Consider the following 18362-nt stretch of genomic DNA (forward strand, 5'->3'; position numbering starts at 1 on the left):
CTATTATTTTTACTGCATAAACTAAATCTTGAATTAATATATTTATAAAAAGGATTTAGGGTTGATGATATGAAAAAAAATTTTGCATATTCTGCTGATTTTGATGAAATTACTGAAAATTTATTTAGAGAAGCTAATTATTTAGGCCAGGGAAATAATGGTGTGGTGTACGAATTACCAGATAAGAAAGCTATCAAAATATTTTTAAGAAAAAAGGTATGTAATGATGAAGGAAGTATCCTTGCTAAAACTAATGGATCTAAGTATTTTCCACATTTATATAAAAGGGGGAAGTTCTATGTGATAAGAGATATGGTAGAGGGTAAAAGACTTGATAAACATATAAAGCAAAATGGATTAAGTCAAAGATTAATCGAAAATATATATGATTTACTATTAGAATTTAAAAGGCTTAAATTCCAAAAACAGGATATTAGATGTAAAGATATATATGTTTCAAATAATGAAAAGCTTATGATAATAGACCCTAAAAAAGCTTATACTAGAAAAGTTGATCATCCAAGGCATTTAATGAAAGGATTAAATAAAATTGGAGTATTAGAGGAATTTTTTAAAGGTATAAGAAAAATAGATTCAAAGAAAGCAGCATCATGGGAATTGAAATTTAAAAGGTACTGTGAAAGGACAAATTTATCTATGTTAGAATAGAAGTAAATATTGAATATAGATACCCAAAGTATAAGCTACTCTTAGACTTTGGGTATCTATATAATTTCGAATTTTTTTATTATGCTATATTAATATGAATATTCACTAAATAATTTACTAATAATATTATGGTAAATGAAAAAATGCTTTTCAATTGGTATGTTATGTAGCAAAATTATATTGATAATATTTATCAATATAATTTATAAAATGAGGAGGTAATATTAAATGAAAGATTATTTAGAAATTGTAGATGTAGTTGCAAGACAAATTTTAGACTCAAGATGCTTTCCTACAGTAGAGGTAGAAGTATATTTAGAAGATGGAACTGTGGGAAGAGCAGCAGTACCATCAGGTGCATCAACTGGAATGTATGAAGCTGTAGAACTAAGAGATGGAGATAAAAATAAGTTTTTAGGAAAAGGTGTTTTAAATGCAGTTAAGAACGTAAATGATACTATTGCAGAAGAATTAATTGGATGTAATGTATTTGATCAAACTTATATTGATAAAATGCTTATTGAATTAGATGGAACTAATAACAAAGGAAAATTAGGAGCTAATGCAATATTAGGTGTATCACTAGCTGTTGCAAATGCAGCAGCAAATGCTTTATGTATGCCTTTGTATAGATATATAGGTGGGATAAATGCAAAAGTATTACCAGTTCCTATGATGAATATAATAAATGGAGGATCACATGCTGATAACTCTGTAGATTTACAAGAATTTATGATTATGCCAGCTGGAGCACCAACTTTTAGTGAAGCTTTAAGAATGTGTGCTGAAGTTTATCACACATTAAAAAAGATTTTAAATGATAAAGGATATGCAACTGGTATTGGTGATGAGGGTGGATTTGCTCCGAACTTGAAGTCAAATGCAGAAGCACTTGATGTTATAATTGAAGCAATAGGAAAAGCTGGTTATAAAGCTGGAGAAGAAATCTTTATTGCAATTGATGCAGCTTCATCAGAATATTATAAAGATGGTAAATATGTATTAGAAAATGAAGGAAGAACATTAACAAGTGCAGAAATGGTTGATTTCTTTGAAGAATGGGTTAATAAATATCCAATTATATCAATAGAAGATGGTATGGCTGAAGAAGATTGGGATGGATGGAGATTAATAACTGAAAAATTGGGAAAGAAAATTCAATTAGTGGGTGATGATTTATTCGTTACCAATACTGAAAAACTTACAAAAGGTATTGAACTTGGTGTAGGTAACTCAATTCTTATTAAGTTAAATCAAATAGGTACATTAACAGAAACTCTAAATGCTATAGAAATGGCTAATAGGGCTGGATATACAGCAGTTGTGTCACACAGATCAGGTGAAACTGAAGACACAACAATAGCTGATTTAGTTGTAGCTGTAAATGCAGGTCAAATAAAGACTGGTGCACCAGCTAGATCTGAAAGAGTTGCAAAATATAATCAATTATTAAGAATAGAAGAAGAATTGGATGATGTGGCTGAATATAGAGGTAAGAAAGCCTTTTTTAATATAAAGTAAAAGTTTCTATAAGTAGGCTTAGATGTAATTTTTACTACAGAAAGTTGTAATGAATCAATAAATATGATATTATTTAGATTGATGTTATTGACTATTATAGGAGGTGTTACCTATGCAAAATATATTATTAGTATTTGAGGTGCTATTTGGATTAGGTGTTGTTATAACAATTTTTATGCAACCTAGTAAAGCTGATGCCTTAAGTGGTTTAATACAAGGAAGTACACAAGATACATTCTTTTCAAAAAATAAATCAAGAACTAAGGAAGTAATTCTTGTAAGATTAACAATTATGTTTATGGCACTTTTTGCAATAAATACAATTGTGTTAAACTTAATAAAATAATAAATCTGCGCTACTTTATTTTAAGTAGCCTTTTTTTATGTCTAGGAAAATATAGAATTTTTAGATTTTGAAAGCCAGTTATATCAATGGCTAAGCAAACATTGGCTTGTAAAAAATGTGATTAAGAGAGAACGTGGCTCAGCCACTTTGCTCTTTTTGGAAAAGTTATAAGATGTGAAAGTTGAGAATAATATTTATAAAAGCAATAATTAATTACTTATAAAAGAATATAACAATAAAACAATCTAAAAAACAGATTTTCTTGATATTGTTAAATTAACTAAACAAAAATGAATAAATAAATTAGTGTATATATGTCAATACTAATAACATAAGTAAGATAAAATATATATTGTAGGACATTAATGTGGTAGTATATAGGTATATAGGAATAATATATAGTAAATTGTATAATGGAGGTAATTGTCATGGGAATTAAGCAAACGTTAGTAAGTTTTATGAAAGAATCTGCGTATAAACCGATGGAGATTGAAGATTTGGTTGCTATATTTGATATAAAGAAAAATGAATATAATGCGTTTAAAAAGACTTTAAGAATGATGGAACATGAAGGTTTAATTATGAGAACGAATAAAAATAAGTATAGAATAGCTGAGCACAGTCAGGAAGAAGAAGGCTTAGTTATAGGAAAACTTCAAGCACATGCAAAAGGATTTGGATTTTTAATTCCGGATGAAGAAGGACAAAAGGATGTCTTTATTCCAAGTACTTCTATTAATGGAGCTATGAATGGTGATAAAATATCTGTTAAAGTAACTAGAGAAGATACAAATACTAAGAAAAGAGAAGGGGAAGTAGTTGAAATTCTGGAAAGAAATACAACTAAGGTAGTTGGCGTATATGAAGATTGCAAGAACTTTGGATTTGTAGTTTCAGAAGATACTAGAATATCTAAAGATGTATTTATTTCAAAAAAGGATAGAAATGGTGCTAAAGATGGGGATGTTGTTACAGTTAAACTAACGAAATGGCCAGGTGAAAACAGAAAGGCAGAAGGTGTTGTAACAGAAGTTCTAGGAAGAAAAGGCGATAGAGGAATAGATATTTTAATGATTATCAAAAAACTTGGACTTCCTGAAGAATTTACAGATAAAGTACTGAACTTTGCTGAGGGTATTTCCGAGGAAATTGATGAAAAAGAGTATAAAGGCAGAAGAGATTTAAGAGATTTAAGAATGGTTACAATAGATGGAGAAGATGCTAAAGATTTAGATGATGCTGTATCTATTGAAAAATTAAGTAATGGAAACTTTAAATTAGGAGTCCACATTGCTGATGTAACTAACTATGTAAAAGAAAATAATCCTTTAGATAAAGAAGCATTAAAAAGAGCAACTTCAGTTTATTTAATAGATAGAGTTGTTCCAATGTTACCTAGAAAATTATCTAATGGTATATGTTCTTTAAATCCCAAAGTAGATAGATTGACATTAACTTGTTTTATGGAGATAGATCACAAAGGAAAAGTAGTAGATCATGAAATAGTAGAATCTATTATTAAGACTAATGAAAGAATGACATATACAGATGTTACAAAGATTTTAAAAGATCATGATGAAGAATTAATAAAGAGATATGATTATCTTTATGAAGACTTTAAGACTATGGAAGAACTTTGTTATATATTAAGAACAAAGAGAACTAAAAGAGGAGCTATTGATTTTGAAATAGCAGAAGCAAAAATAACATTAAATGAACTTGGAAAGCCAATTGAAATTAAACCTTATGATCGTGAAATATCAAATAGAATGATAGAAGAATTCATGTTAGCTGCTAATGAAACAGTTGCAGAGCATATGTTTAGAACTCATTTGCCTTTTGTGTACAGAATACATGAAAATCCAGATGAGGAGAAGTTAGCTAAATTTAAAGAATTTGTTTATAACTTAGGATATACTGTTCAGTGGACAGAAGAAATACGCCCAAAGAGTTTCCAAGAAATTTTGGAAAAAGTTAAGGGGAAAAATGAAGAAACTGTTGTAAGTACTTTATTGTTACGTTCTATGATGCAAGCAAGGTATGCACCAGAATGTAGTGGCCACTTTGGACTTGCAGCTGAGTATTATTGTCATTTTACTTCTCCAATAAGAAGATATCCAGATTTGCAAATTCATAGAATTATAAAAGAATATTTGCATGGAGAGATGGACGAAAAGAGAATAAATAAATTAAAAAATATAGTAGGTTATGCAGCTAAGCAATCATCGGAAATGGAAAGAAAAGCACAAGATGCAGAAAGAGAAGTTGATGATCTTAAAAAAGCTGAATATATGGAAGATAGAGTTGGAGAAGAGTTTGAAGGAATTATATCTTCAGTTACATCCTTTGGAGTATTTGTTGAACTGCCAAATACAATTGAAGGTTTAGTTCATATTACAGATTTAGATGATGATTATTATATATTTAATGAAGCACACCTTAGTTTAATGGGTGAAAGAACTAAGAAAATATATAAACTTGGAGATAAAGTAAAAGTAGAATGTGTAAATGTAGATATAGCTAATAGAGAAGTATTCTTTAGAATTACACAAGAACCTAAAAGAGAAGATAGTGAGGCGTTAAAGATATCTAAGGATAATGTTGACATATTGAAAGTCGAAATACCAGAATAAATATAATAAAATAAGCTACAAAAGCAGAGTATTTTTAGGTAAGAGATGTAGTTATTTGATTTACAAAGATGGGTATAATATAATTTTATTAAGAAAATAAACCATAGTGGGTGATTAAAATGGCAAGAAAAAAGAATGAGAATTCCTTAGCAGAAAATAGAAAAGCAAGACATGATTATTTTGTGGAAGAAGCAATGGAAACTGGGTTAGTGTTAGTTGGAACAGAAGTTAAATCTATAAGAAAGGGCAGGGTTAATCTTAAAGAATGTTATGCTGATATTTCTAATGGTGAAATATTTATAAAAAATATGCATATAAGCCCTTATGAACAAGGGAATATATTTAATGTGGATCCTGTAAGAGAAAGAAAATTACTACTTCATAAAGATCAAATAAGAAGACTTGATGGTTTAGTGTCTCAAGATGGATATACCTTAATACCATTATCACTTTATTTAAAAGAAGGTAAGGTTAAGGTTGCACTTGGAGTATGCAAAGGTAAGAAAAACTATGACAAGAGAGATTCTATGTTAGAAAAAGATCATAAGAGAGATATAGATAGAGCAATGAAAGAGAAATATAGATAAAGTCATAAAAGAAATAAATATTAAAAAGTATGCCTTTGGGATCTTCTCTGAGGCATGCTTTTTTGATAGAATTAATCATCTAAGTATGCAGGTTATTATTTATGTGTATATGAAATTTATAAATTGATATAAAAGTACTTGTAATATCAAGAATAAGTATATAATAAAATAAATCTGATAATAATAGTGTGGATTTGAAATTGTTGATTATTTTTAGTTATTGACAAATAAAAGAAATGCTTATATAATCATGTCAGAAACTAAATTAAATAATCGTATATCTTATCAAGAGTGGTGGAGGGACTGGCCCTGTGAAACCCAGCAACCGAAATGTTGGTTTTTATCAATATTTTTATGGTGCTAATTCCAACAGCTTTTAGCTGATAGATGAGAGGATAAATTTGCAACGTGTTTTATGCGCTAGAGATTTATTCTCTGGCGCTTTTGTTTTAGTTATCTGGAAACAAAGTCAAAGGAGGAAATGTGTTTTGATAGAAATTAAAAATGTAATTAAAAGTTTTGGGGAAACACAAGTTATAAAAGATGTATCAATAAGCATCAGAGAAGGCGAAATTTATGGGATAATAGGACATAGTGGTGCAGGAAAATCTACATTGCTTAGATGTATAAATGGGCTTGAATCTTATAATGGAGGATCTATAAATGTAATGGGTAAGGAAGTTTCTTCATTAACAGGTAGAAGTCTTAGGGAATTTAGAAAGGATTTAGGGATGATTTTTCAGAGCTTTAATCTTATGGCAAGAAAAAATATTTTTGATAATATTGCACTTCCTCTTGAAGTATGGGGTTACAATAAAAATGAAATAAAAGATAAGGTATTAGAATTACTTAAGTTAGTTGGTTTAGAAGACAAGAAATTAAGCAAGCCATCAGAACTTAGTGGTGGGCAAAAACAAAGGGTAGCAATAGCAAGGGCATTGGCATTAGATCCAAAGATATTACTTTGCGATGAAGCAACATCAGCATTGGATCCTAAAATTACAAAAGATATTTTATCTTTACTTTCTAAAATTAATAAAGAACTAGGGATAACAATAGTAATGGTTACCCATCAAATGGAAGTTATAAAAGAAGTTTGTGAGAAGGTTGCACTACTAGATGGTGGAGAAATAAAAGCAGAAGGAAAAGCAGAGGACTTGTTTTTAAAACCAGGAACTTCACTAAAAAAATTCTTGGGAGAAGAAGATGATGGCATATTACCAGAGGATGGAGTTAATATTAAGTTATTCTTCCCAAGCAATTCTTCAGAAAATGCACTAATTACTAAAATGGCTAGAGAGTTAGAAGTAGATTTTTCAATAGTTTGGGGTAAACTTGAAAAATTTAGAGATGAAGTATTAGGGGGACTTGTAATAAATATAAGAGAAGAAGACAAAGACAAAGTTATAAAATATCTTGAAAACAAAGATATTCTATTGGAGGTGCTTGAATAATGAGTCAGATAATAGGAAAAGCTTTAATAGAAACATTAGAAATGGTTTTTGTATCAACTACTTTTTCAGTTATTTTAGGATTTATACCTGCAATAATATTAACAGTTACTGCTAAGGATGGATTAAAACCTAATAAAATAATTTATACTATTTTAGATTTTATAGTTAATACATTAAGAAGTTTTCCATTTATTATATTGATGGTAATAATTATACCTTTAACGAGATTAATTGCTGGTAAATCAATAGGTACAGAAGCAGCTATGGTTCCACTTACAATTGCAGCAGCACCTTTTGTTGCAAGAGTTATAGAATCATCTTTAAGAGAAGTTGATAAAGGAATAATTGAAGCAGCAAAATCTTTTGGAGCTTCAAATACTCAAATTATATTTAAGGTTATGCTTAAAGAAGCAGTTCCTTCAATAATGTCAGGAATAACTCTTACAATAATAAGCATTGTTGGATATTCTGCAATGGCAGGGGCTATTGGAGGTGGAGGACTTGGTCAAGTTGCAATAAGCTATGGATACCAAAGATTCCAAACCGATGTAATGATAGTAACATGTGTTATTTTAATTATAGTAGTACAAGGACTACAATTTTTAGGAAATTATTTTTATAATAAATTATCAAAATAGGGGGAATGAATATGAAAAAGAAATCAATTTTATCAGTAGTTTTAGCCGGAATAGTGGCATTAGGATTAGTAGGTTGCGGAGGAACGACGAATACAGCAAGTAAAGATTCTAAAAATGATAAGGTAATAAAGATTGGAGTAACACCAAAGCCACATGAAGAAATAGTAAATATAGCTAAACCATTACTTGAAAAAGAAGGATATACAGTAGAAATAACTGAATTTAATGACTATGTTCAACCTAATACTGCAGTATCTGAAGGTGAATTAGATGCAAACTTCTTTCAACATGCGCCTTATTTAAAAGAACAAAATGAATCAAAAGGATTTAAATTGGTTTCAGTTGGAGGTGTTCATTTTGAGCCAATGGGATTATACTCTAAGAAGATTAAGAGCTTAGATGAACTCAAGGATGGAGCTACAATTGCTATTCCTAACGATCCACCAAATGAAGCTAGAGCATTAAAATTATTAGCAAGCAATGGAGTAATAAAAATTAAAGACGGTGAATTAGTTACACCAAAAGATATAACAGAGAATTCTAAAAACTTAAAGTTCACAGAGTTAGAAGGTGCAGCAGTTCCAAGATCAATAGATGATGTTGATGCAGCTGTAATAAATGGTAATTATGCAATAGAAGCTAAATTTAATCCAGCAAAAGATGCAATTATTATTGAAGATAAGAGTTCAGAAATGGCTAAGCTTTATACAAATATAATTGTTGTAAAAGAAGGCAATGAAAAACAAGAAAAGATTCAAGCTTTAGTAAAGGCATTGACTTCACCAGAAGTTAAAGCATTTATAGAAAAAGAATATAGTAATGGATCAGTAATTCCAGTATTTTAATAAATTATAAATCATAAAATATTATAGTTTAGTGTTTGAAAATAATTTCCTCTGCAAGTAGAGCAAATACTTGTGGAGGATTTTTCTTTATCTTTAATATTTAATAAAAATAATGTATACTTTTAATCATAATTAAGAAAATAATGTTTTTAATTGTAAGTGAAAGTATAAAAAGGTAAAATGGTAAAAGTAGGAATTATATTAAAAGGGGATTGTGTTATGAACATATCAGAGGTTAAGGTTAAATTACTTGGAAGTGATATATTAAGCATTATTAATGAGTTTGTTAAGATTGAAGGCTTAGCTATAAAAAGTGTAAATATTGATAATGGAATAATATTAGAAGGAAGTTTCAAAAAGGGAATTAATATAGAATTTTTTGTTAAAGTAGAATTAATTGAATGCGTTAATAATAAAATTATTGCTAGAATAGTTAAAGTGAAGATTTTAAATCTTGGAATTTCTAGAATTTTAAGAAGTTTTGCATTAAAACAACTAGCAAAAACATTTAAAGAATATGGAATAGATAGTGAAAAAGATAAAGTGATAGTTAATATAAATACAATACTTAAGGATGTACATTTTGTTGATTTAAATATTAATGAAGTTTTTATTAAGAAATCAGAAGTATGGGTTGAAGCTAGTGATATTAATGCTTCAATGCCTGGAGAATTAATAAAGAAAGTTGAAGCTGAAGAGGTTAAGGAAGAAAAGGAGGATAATTTAGCTACACTGGAAGTTGTAAATAAGGTTGAAGATAATTATTCTAATGGAAGAAAGATTTTAGGGGACAAGCTACCGAAAGTTGCAAAAGAGTATAAAGAATATATATTTATATTACCAGATATAATGTCCTTAATTTATAGATTGCTTAAGGATAAAAGAGTACCTATAAAAACTAAATTAATGATGTCAGCAGCTATTGCATACATAACAATACCTACAGATATAATACCTAATAAAGTACCTTTTATTGGTGCAATTGATGATATTGGAGTTGGATTTTTTGCTTTAAACAAAATTTTTAATGATGTTCCATTATCAATAATAGTAGAAAATTGGCAAGGTAAAAATGAGTTATTTTTAGTATTGAAAAATGGAGTTGAATATTTAGTTAATTTTACAGGAGCTAGAAATGTAAAAAAATTATGTGAAATTGTAGAAGAATTATCTACATTATAGAAGGACTTGTGATATTTGAATATAATATAGATACACATTAGAAAAAGATAATATATTGACTAATTATTTTTTAGAAGAGGCTTGAATAAGGAATTAAAAAAGAAAGGAATAAAAGTATGGCAAAGAAAGTTTATGCAATACAATGTGGATTTGATGTTAAGAATAATAAGAAGATAGAAAATATTATAGTTAATACATGGGATGAATGCTTAAAATATGTTAAAGGAGCAAAAGGAGCCAAATACAAGAGTTTTGAAAGTATTGATGATGCAAATATGTATTTAAATGAAGGAAATAGGATGCTTAAAAAGAGTGATGAAAACTATCCTAAGGATTGCCTTCATGCTTATGTTGATGGTAGCTATAATTCTTCTGATGGAAGATATTCTTATGGGGTAATTTGTGTTAATAATAACGTTGTAGAATACATAGAAAGTAATGCTACAAAGGATGCATCAGAAAAGAATATAAGACAAATAGCAGGAGAGCTTGAAGGTGCTATTAGAGCTGTTGAATATGCTTTAAAACAAAATCAGACAAAAATAATTTTATTTCATGATTATGAAGGAATAGCTCATCATGCAACTGGTGCTTGGGATAGAAAGGAAGAATCATCTAAAGAATATTATAATAAGATGCAAAAATTAATGAATTCTGGAATTGAAGTTATATTTGTCAAGGTAGACAGCCATACGGGAGATTTATTTAACGAGCTTGTTGATGAAAAATGTAAAGAATGTTTAGGCATAACTTCTGATAGAATAGTCGAAAAATGGCTTAATAAAAATATTATAGAAGTTTCTAGCAATGAAGTGAAAAATGAAATTTTAAGTATAGCACCTAATTCTGGAAATAATATAATAGTTAGTGGTGAAAATAAAGTTATTCATGAGATTGCAGAAAGTGATAAAATAATAAATAAAAATGATAAAATCGCTGATGAACTTAGATTTAAGCAAATTATGAGTTTATATAAAAGTAATTCTAAAGAAGGTAAAAAGGCGATTTCAAAACTATTAAGCAAGGAAAAAGAAAAATTTATTTTATATTTGTTAAATAATATTCAAGAAAATAACTAGTATATTTCTTTTACGTTCCTAAGCTTGAAATAGATAATAAATGTAGAAAAAATTAACTTGGATAACTTTTTGATTAATGCATAATCTACTTATAGAAAATAAATTAATATTAAAGAGGTGTTGATTATGCAAAGATTTTCAAAGGGAATGATGGCAGGAATTTTAATTGGAGTAGCTGTTGAAATGGCTATGATGCCATATTATGATAGAAATACTCGAAGAACAATGAAAAGAGCAGGAAGAAAAATGAGAAATATGGCTGAATCCACTTACAGTGGAATACAAGATTGGATGAGATAAATAATTTTAAACTAGCTAGCTGATAAAATTTAAACTTTAATTTAATATAAAAAGGTGAAAATTAAATTTTCATCTTTTTTTATTTAGAAATTAATATAAAAATATATTAGATTTATAAATTTAACTAGAAAAATGGATAATAAAATTAAATTATATAAAAATTGGAGTACAGTATATTTTTATGCAGTTTTTTATGGATTTATGGTATAATTAAAGAAAATTATAATAAATAATTAAATAATTTGTTGAATAGAGAAGGATTGAAGAAATGGAAATTCTATCATTAGGAGAAAAAATTAAAAGAAAAAGAAAACAATTAAATATGACTTTAAAAGATCTAGCTAAAGACAGAATAACTCCAGGACAAATAAGCTTGGTTGAATCAGGTCGTTCGAACCCTTCGGTTGACTTATTAGAATATTTGGCTGATGCATTAAATACAACTGTAGAATATTTAATGGAATCAGAAGAAAGTCAAGCTGAGAAAATTAGTCTTTATTATGAACAATTAGGAGAATCATGTGTATTACAAGGAGACTATGAAAAGGGACAAAGATATATTGATAATGCTTTATATTATTGTGAGAAATATAACTTAGAAGATAGAAAAGCAATGATATATTTTATAACAGCTAAAGCTTATATATATAAGAAAGATTTTCCTATGGCACAAAAATTTTTTTTATCAGCAAATGTAATTTTTAATAAAAATAATCATTATGAAAAAATAATAAAAACTTTTTTATATGTAGGCAATATAGCTTTAGAATTAAAAGCATATCATTCAGCTAGTAGTTATTTGAAACAAGCTGAAAAAGTATACTTAGATAATAATTTTGTAGATGATTTTTTGATTGGAGAAATACATTATAATATGGCTAGAACATATTATGATATAGAAGAATTAGATTTAGCATTGGAGTACTCATATTTGGCAAAAAAAAGATTTGAACAAATATATAATGATGAAGATTATGCAAAAAATTTATTTTGCTTAGCAGAGGATTTTAACAAAAAAGGTGATTTATCAAATGCTATAAAGTATTCAAAGAAAACATTAGAAGTTTATAAAAAAATACAATATAACAAAGATATAGTTAATATCGAACATAACTTAGGAAAATTATTTTATGAATTGGGTCATTTAGATGAATCACTTAAACATTATGAAATATCAAAAAACATTAGTGCTCAAAATCATGTTGGTTATATAAATGATATATTAATAGATATTTGTAAAAATTATTTAAAATTAAAGAATACTGAAAAATGTAGCATAATATTGAATAATATTGAAAATAGTATTGAAGAAAATGATATTGACAGAAAAATTGAATGTAAATTAATTAAATATACTTTATTTAATATTGACGAAAAAATGGAACAAGCAGAGAATGTATTAGTTGACACGTATATGTTGGCAAAAAATAGTGGAAGGTTAGTTAAAGCCGGTGAATTAGCTATGAGGATTGGAAAATTCTTTATAGAGAAGAATAAAGATGAAGAAGCTTCATACTATTTAAGCCAAGGAATACAATTATTTAACGGGGCAGAAAAATTAAAAAATTAAGAAGTAAATGGGTGATATATTTGGAAATACTGTCTACTGGTGAAAAAATAAAAAGGGCTAGAATATTCAAAGGAATTACATTGAAGCAATTATGTGAAAATAAAATTTCAATTGCTAAAATGAGTTGCATAGAAAATGGCAAGATTAAGGCAGATAATGAGTTACTTAAATATATATCAGAAAAAATTGAAATTGATTTGGATTATTTAATAGAAGATGTTTATGAACAAATATTAAATAATTTAAAGGTTATAAAAAATAATATTTCATGCGATAATGATTCTGAAAATAAGTTGAAGGATAATTTAAGTTATGCACTTAAATATAAATATTATGATTTAGCATTTAAATTAACACATATATTATTTTCTTATTATGTAGAAGAAAATAAGACTGAGAATATTCAATTGATAGTTTCTCAATACTATGATTTATTTCAAAGAAATAATACAGAAGAAAATACAGTTATATATTTCAAGGACATGGCACGATATCTTTCTCAAAATGAAGAGTATATAGAAGCAATATCGTATTATAGTAAACTTAGGGAAATGTTTCAGCAAAAAAAAGAAGGATTTGATAATGCAGAATACTGCTTAATAGGCTACAATGAAGCACTATGTTATCAAAATCTAAAAAAATTAGAAGAAGCATATAGCATTTTATCAGATATTATAGAATATGTTGATAAGCTAAAAACAGATAAAAATAAAGGAAAGATATATCATATTTATGCTGCTGTATGTATTAAGCTAAAGAAAGATTGTATAGATGAATATAAAAATAAAGCATTTGAATATCAAAAGTACAATCCTATTTCAGTGGCATCATCACATGGAAACTATGGAAAATATTATTTTGAAGTAGGGGAAAAGGAAAAGGCAATTGCAGAAATAGAAAAAGGAATTAAAATATTTCCGCAAGACAATATAGAAAAAAATGTAGAATTCTTAAATTATTGTACAGTAATATTAATTGAAAATGTAGAATATGAGATAGCTTATAAAATTACAGAAGAATCATTAAATATGGCAATTATTACAGATAATATAAAGCTAATTGAAAAATCATATTATTTAAAAGGAATAATTCTTCAAAAAATGGGCAAGTATATTGAAGCTGAAAAATATATGAATTTGTCTCTAGACTTATTATTTAAATTTGGTACAAGGGATGAAAGAAAAAGTAGGTATACAGATATGGGAAATCTCTATTATAAGCTTGGCTCTACTACAGATTCACTAAAGTACTTTAATTTAGCTTTAGCGGTAGATAAGAAAATCTAGTAAGGATAAAACTAAATAATAACCAATAAAGATAGAAGGATATTTGTATATAAATCAAAAGCAAATATCCTTCTATATTCTATTATAAGATTTTATAAAATTTTTATAATAAACTCAAATACACTTTGACTTTCTTTGACTTATATATTATTATATATTTAAAGAAAGAATTATTTGGGTTATAAGTATAAAAATATTATTTAAACAAAATATACAGTAAAAATCTAAATATGAAATTGAGGAGGAACAAGCATGAATATTGATAAAATGACATTAAGAGTACAACAAGCATTAAACGATGCAAATGTTACAGCAGTTAAATTTAATCACCAACAAATTGATTTAATCCATCTTTTTTCTGCTCTTGTAGAACAAGATGATGGATTAGTACCAAACATTTTCACTAAAATGGGTGTAGCAATAAAGAGTATAAAAGATTCAATAAATAAAGAATTAGATTCAATGCCGAAGGTTTTAGGTGAAGGTGTTGGTAATGTATATATTACAAGAAAAGTAGAAGAAGTCTTAATTAAAGCTGAAGAAATTTCAAAACAATTTGAAGATTCATATGTTAGTGTAGAACATTTAATGCTAGCTATTATAGAATTAGATAATAATAGTCAAGTTTCTAAGATATTAAAGCAATATAATGTGACTAAAGATAGATTCTTGAAAGTTCTTTCAGAGGTTAGAGGAAGTCAAAGAGTTGAGACTCAAGATCCAGAAGGAACCTATGATGCATTAGCTAAATATGGAACAAATTTAATTGATCTAGCTAAAAATCATAAACTTGACCCTGTTATAGGAAGAGATGAAGAAATACGAAGAACAATAAGAATTCTTTCTAGAAGAACAAAGAATAATCCTGTATTAATTGGTGAACCTGGTGTTGGTAAAACAGCAATCATTGAAGGTTTAGCTGAAAGAATAGTGCGCGGTGATGTTCCAGAAGGTTTGAAGGATAAAATTATATTCTCATTAGATATGGGGGCATTAATTGCTGGAGCTAAATATAGAGGAGAATTTGAAGAAAGATTAAAGGCTGTTCTAAAGGAAGTTCAAAGTAGCGAAGGAAGAATATTATTATTTATAGATGAAATTCATACTATAGTTGGAGCAGGTAAGACTGATGGTGCTATGGATGCTGGAAATTTAATTAAGCCACTACTTGCTAGAGGAGAACTTCATTGTATAGGTGCCACAACTTTTGATGAATATAGACAATATATTGAAAAAGATAAAGCATTAGAAAGAAGATTCCAACCAGTAATTATAGATGAGCCTACAGTTGATGATACAATAGCTATTTTAAGAGGGTTAAAAGAAAGATTTGAAATACATCATGGAATTAGAATTCATGATTCAGCAATAATCGCTGCTGCAAAACTTTCTGATAGATATATTCAAGATAGGTATATGCCAGATAAAGCTATTGATTTAATTGATGAAGCTGGTGCTATGATAAGATCAGAAATTGATTCACTTCCAACAGAGCTTGATGTTATAAGAAGAAAGACATTTAAACTTGAAATTGAAAAAGAAGCCTTAACAAAAGAAAAAGATGAGAGTTCAAAAAATAGACTAGAAGACCTTGAAAAAGAACTTGCAGAATTAAAAGAAAAAAATGATGAAATGACTGCAAAATATACAAAAGAAAAAGAACAAATTATAGCTATAAAAATGTTGAAAAGTGAGTTAGATGACGCCAGAGGAGAAATAGAAATTGCTCAAAGAAATTTTGATTATAATAAAGTAGCTGAAATTCAATATAGTAAAATTCCGAAATTAGAAGAAGAAATTAAACAAAAAGAAATTGAATTAAAAGAAAATTATGAAGGTGCTTTATTAAAAGAAGAAGTAACTGAAAAAGAAGTATCATCTATACTTTCTAAATGGACAGGAATTCCAGTAACTAATTTACTTGAAGGAGAAAGAGAAAAACTTTTAAGATTGGAAGAGGATATGAGCAAAAGAGTAATAGGACAAGGAGAAGCAATTGAATCTGTAACTAATGCAATACTTAGAGCAAGAGCAGGACTTAAAGATATTAATAGACCAATAGGTTCATTTATATTTTTAGGGCCTACAGGAGTTGGTAAAACTGAACTTGCTAAGACATTAGCTAGAAATCTATTTGATTCAGAAGAAAATATTATTCGTATTGATATGTCAGAATATATGGAAAAACACTCAGTATCTAGATTAGTTGGAGCGCCTCCAGGATATATTGGGTATGATGAAGGTGGTCAATTAACAGAAGCAGTAAGAAGACATCCATATAGTGTAATTTTGTTTGATGAAATTGAAAAAGCCCATGAAGATGTATTTAATATCTTTCTTCAAATACTAGATGATGGTAGACTAACTGACAATAAAGGAAAAACTGTAGATTTTAAAAATACAATTATAATAATGACTTCAAACATTGGAAGTGAATATTTGCTAGAAAATAAAAATGAAGAGCATGTGGAAGAAGACATAAAATTAAAAGTAATGAACGTATTAAAATCAAGATTTAAACCGGAATTTTTAAACAGAGTAGATGATACTATAATGTTCAAACCATTGTCTGAGGTTGGTATTAAGAGAATTATAGATATATTCTTAAATGAAGTAAGTTTACGATTAAAAGACAAGAATATAGAAATAGAAGTTACGGATGAAGCTAAGGGAATAATGGCAAGAGAAGGATATGATGTAGTTTATGGAGCAAGACCACTAAAGAGATACATTCAAAATACTTTAGAAAATAATCTTGCTAGGATGATAATAAAAGGAGAAATAAACTACGGTTCAAAGGTTAGAATTGACGCATCTAATGAAGAAATTACTATAATAACTGTCTGATTAACAAATAAATAGTTAGGAATGTGAAATAAAATATATAAGTAAAAAAATAAATTTCTATAAGAATTAAAACTCTTATAGAAATTTGTTTTGTATACATAGGGCAATAGAATAATAGATAGTTTCGTGTGAAAACAAAATTATTTACTATTCTCATTAATAAAAATATAATATTACTATACAATCAATAATCTTATAAAAAAGAGATAGCTTTATTTTAAGCTACCTCTTTCTTTAGGTACATCTCTCCGGAAATATTACTTTATGCCAGATTCGTATTGTTGTACCATTCTCTTAACCATTTCTCCTCCAACACTTCCGCATTGTTTAGAAGACAAGTTTCCATTGTAATCAGTAAATGGAACTCCCATTTCACTTGCTACTTCAGTTTTGAATTTTGATAAACCGTTTTTTGCTTCAGGTACTAATGATGAATTTGCCATAATATATTCCTCCTTTGAAATATAAAATTTTTTATTTGCTAAGCATTTCTTTTTGCTTTGCAGTATTATTGTGTGTAGAACTAAAAAATATAACCTATGTAATGAGAGGAATATAAGTAAAAAACGTTATTAAGAGGAAAAAAAGTACAAAAAAGAATGTCTTATAATAATAGATTTAGCTAAAATCATAAGACGTTTACTAATCAGAATATGTAAAAAGGTCCATGTAATAGATAAGGATGGCTAAAAATTTATTTATATAGGATCATATTCCTAATATTATTTAAGAATATGATCCTATATAATTTAAAAATAAACATATTATTTATAATTTTTTTATTTTTAATATTGCAACTATGACAGGAACTGAAATTACAGCACTAACTATAGCTTCAGGGACTCCATTTGTAACTCCTATTGTCGCAATTGCAAGTCCAGCAGTTTTAGGGTTTATTCCAAGAATAGTTGAATATTTTTCTAAATAAAATATATAAGTCAAACCTAAAACTCCTATGGTATTAATTAAGGTAGCACATATTGATGCTATAGCAATACTAATACTTTGATTTTTAAATTTTTTCTTAATTAGTGCGTACACATAATATGCTACAATTCCAATTAAGATTCTAGGCACTAATGCTATTATAGGATTCCAAAAAATAAATGATGTTGGCCCTGGTGCAGTAAAATTTTGATACATTGAAAACAAGCCAAAGACTAATCCTACTAAGGCTCCTACCATAGGACCTTCAACAATTGCTCCTATAATAACAGGTATATGCATTATAGTAGCTTTTACAGGTGGAATTGGAATAAAGCCCAACCCAGTTAGTCCTAAAAAAATTGAAATAGCAGAAAGCATTCCAACCATTGTCATTTGCCTTACAGAAAATTTTGATCTAATATAATTTCTTTCCATAGAGATACCTCCGTTCTCATTCCTTAATAGTGGATATAATTCG

16 protein-coding genes and 1 riboswitch are annotated in these 18362 nt (G+C 27.7%); of the genes, 14 read left to right on the top strand and 2 right to left on the bottom strand.

From position 1 onward, the window contains the following. The first annotated feature begins 69 nt into the window (after window positions 1-69). From LLF98_RS13645 to clpB, 14 genes are all read left to right on the top strand, one after another. The gene (locus tag LLF98_RS13645; protein WP_291704506.1) at window positions 70-669 is read left to right on the top strand and encodes a protein kinase; all 600 of its coding nucleotides are present in this window, start codon (window positions 70-72) and stop codon (window positions 667-669) included. A 228-nt stretch (window positions 670-897) separates the two neighbouring features. After that, the gene (eno, locus tag LLF98_RS13650) at window positions 898-2190 is read left to right on the top strand and encodes a phosphopyruvate hydratase (protein ID WP_291704508.1); all 1293 of its coding nucleotides are present in this window, start codon (window positions 898-900) and stop codon (window positions 2188-2190) included. 112 nt (window positions 2191-2302) lie between these two features. Then, on the top strand, window positions 2303-2536 hold the full coding sequence (gene secG, locus LLF98_RS13655; protein WP_291704510.1) for a preprotein translocase subunit SecG: 234 nt from the start codon (window positions 2303-2305) through the stop codon (window positions 2534-2536). A gap of 428 nt (window positions 2537-2964) precedes the next feature. Next, window positions 2965-5169, top strand: coding sequence for a ribonuclease R (gene rnr / locus LLF98_RS13660; protein ID WP_291704512.1), 2205 nt, complete (start codon window positions 2965-2967; stop codon window positions 5167-5169). 119 nt (window positions 5170-5288) lie between these two features. After that, a complete protein-coding gene (gene smpB / locus LLF98_RS13665) occupies window positions 5289-5756 on the top strand; it encodes an SsrA-binding protein SmpB (protein ID WP_291704514.1) in 468 nt (155 codons plus the stop codon). Between the two features lie 279 nt (window positions 5757-6035). Then, a riboswitch (SAM riboswitch) is annotated at window positions 6036-6150 on the top strand. Between the two features lie 94 nt (window positions 6151-6244). Beyond that, window positions 6245-7210 carry a methionine ABC transporter ATP-binding protein gene (locus tag LLF98_RS13670; protein WP_291704517.1) on the top strand — a complete coding sequence of 322 codons (966 nt, stop codon included), beginning with the start codon at window positions 6245-6247 and terminating at the stop codon, window positions 7208-7210. After that, window positions 7210-7848, top strand: a complete 639-nt coding sequence (locus LLF98_RS13675) for a methionine ABC transporter permease (RefSeq protein WP_291704519.1) — start codon at window positions 7210-7212, stop codon at window positions 7846-7848. The genes LLF98_RS13670 and LLF98_RS13675 overlap by 1 nt, the downstream gene beginning before the upstream one ends. A gap of 11 nt (window positions 7849-7859) precedes the next feature. Next, on the top strand, window positions 7860-8693 hold the full coding sequence (locus LLF98_RS13680) for a MetQ/NlpA family ABC transporter substrate-binding protein (protein ID WP_291704521.1): 834 nt from the start codon (window positions 7860-7862) through the stop codon (window positions 8691-8693). Between the two features lie 219 nt (window positions 8694-8912). Continuing rightward, entirely contained in the window at window positions 8913-9875 is a 963-nt protein-coding gene (locus tag LLF98_RS13685; RefSeq protein ID WP_291704523.1) for a DUF1232 domain-containing protein, read from the top strand. A gap of 116 nt (window positions 9876-9991) precedes the next feature. Beyond that, window positions 9992-10954 carry a ribonuclease H family protein gene (locus LLF98_RS13690; RefSeq protein WP_291704525.1) on the top strand — a complete coding sequence of 321 codons (963 nt, stop codon included), beginning with the start codon at window positions 9992-9994 and terminating at the stop codon, window positions 10952-10954. Between the two features lie 126 nt (window positions 10955-11080). Beyond that, window positions 11081-11254, top strand: coding sequence for a YtxH domain-containing protein (locus tag LLF98_RS13695; RefSeq protein ID WP_291704527.1), 174 nt, complete (start codon window positions 11081-11083; stop codon window positions 11252-11254). A 268-nt stretch (window positions 11255-11522) separates the two neighbouring features. After that, window positions 11523-12824 (top strand): helix-turn-helix transcriptional regulator, encoded by a 1302-nt coding sequence (locus LLF98_RS13700; RefSeq protein ID WP_291704529.1) that lies wholly within the window; start codon window positions 11523-11525, stop codon window positions 12822-12824. A 20-nt stretch (window positions 12825-12844) separates the two neighbouring features. After that, window positions 12845-14110, top strand: coding sequence for a helix-turn-helix transcriptional regulator (locus LLF98_RS13705; protein WP_291704531.1), 1266 nt, complete (start codon window positions 12845-12847; stop codon window positions 14108-14110). A gap of 252 nt (window positions 14111-14362) precedes the next feature. Continuing rightward, window positions 14363-16957, top strand: a complete 2595-nt coding sequence (gene clpB, locus LLF98_RS13710) for an ATP-dependent chaperone ClpB (protein WP_291704533.1) — start codon at window positions 14363-14365, stop codon at window positions 16955-16957. Between the two features lie 257 nt (window positions 16958-17214). Here clpB and LLF98_RS13715 read toward each other — a convergent pair whose 3' ends face one another. Continuing rightward, a complete protein-coding gene (locus LLF98_RS13715) occupies window positions 17215-17400 on the bottom strand; it encodes an alpha/beta-type small acid-soluble spore protein (RefSeq protein WP_291704535.1) in 186 nt (61 codons plus the stop codon). 325 nt (window positions 17401-17725) lie between these two features. Continuing rightward, window positions 17726-18319 carry an ECF transporter S component gene (locus LLF98_RS13720; protein ID WP_291704537.1) on the bottom strand — a complete coding sequence of 198 codons (594 nt, stop codon included), beginning with the start codon at window positions 18317-18319 and terminating at the stop codon, window positions 17726-17728. Window positions 18320-18362: the final 43 nt, after the last annotated feature.

This window comes from Clostridium sp., from assembly GCF_021372645.1.
Classification (GTDB): Bacteria; Bacillota; Clostridia; order Clostridiales; family Clostridiaceae; genus Clostridium.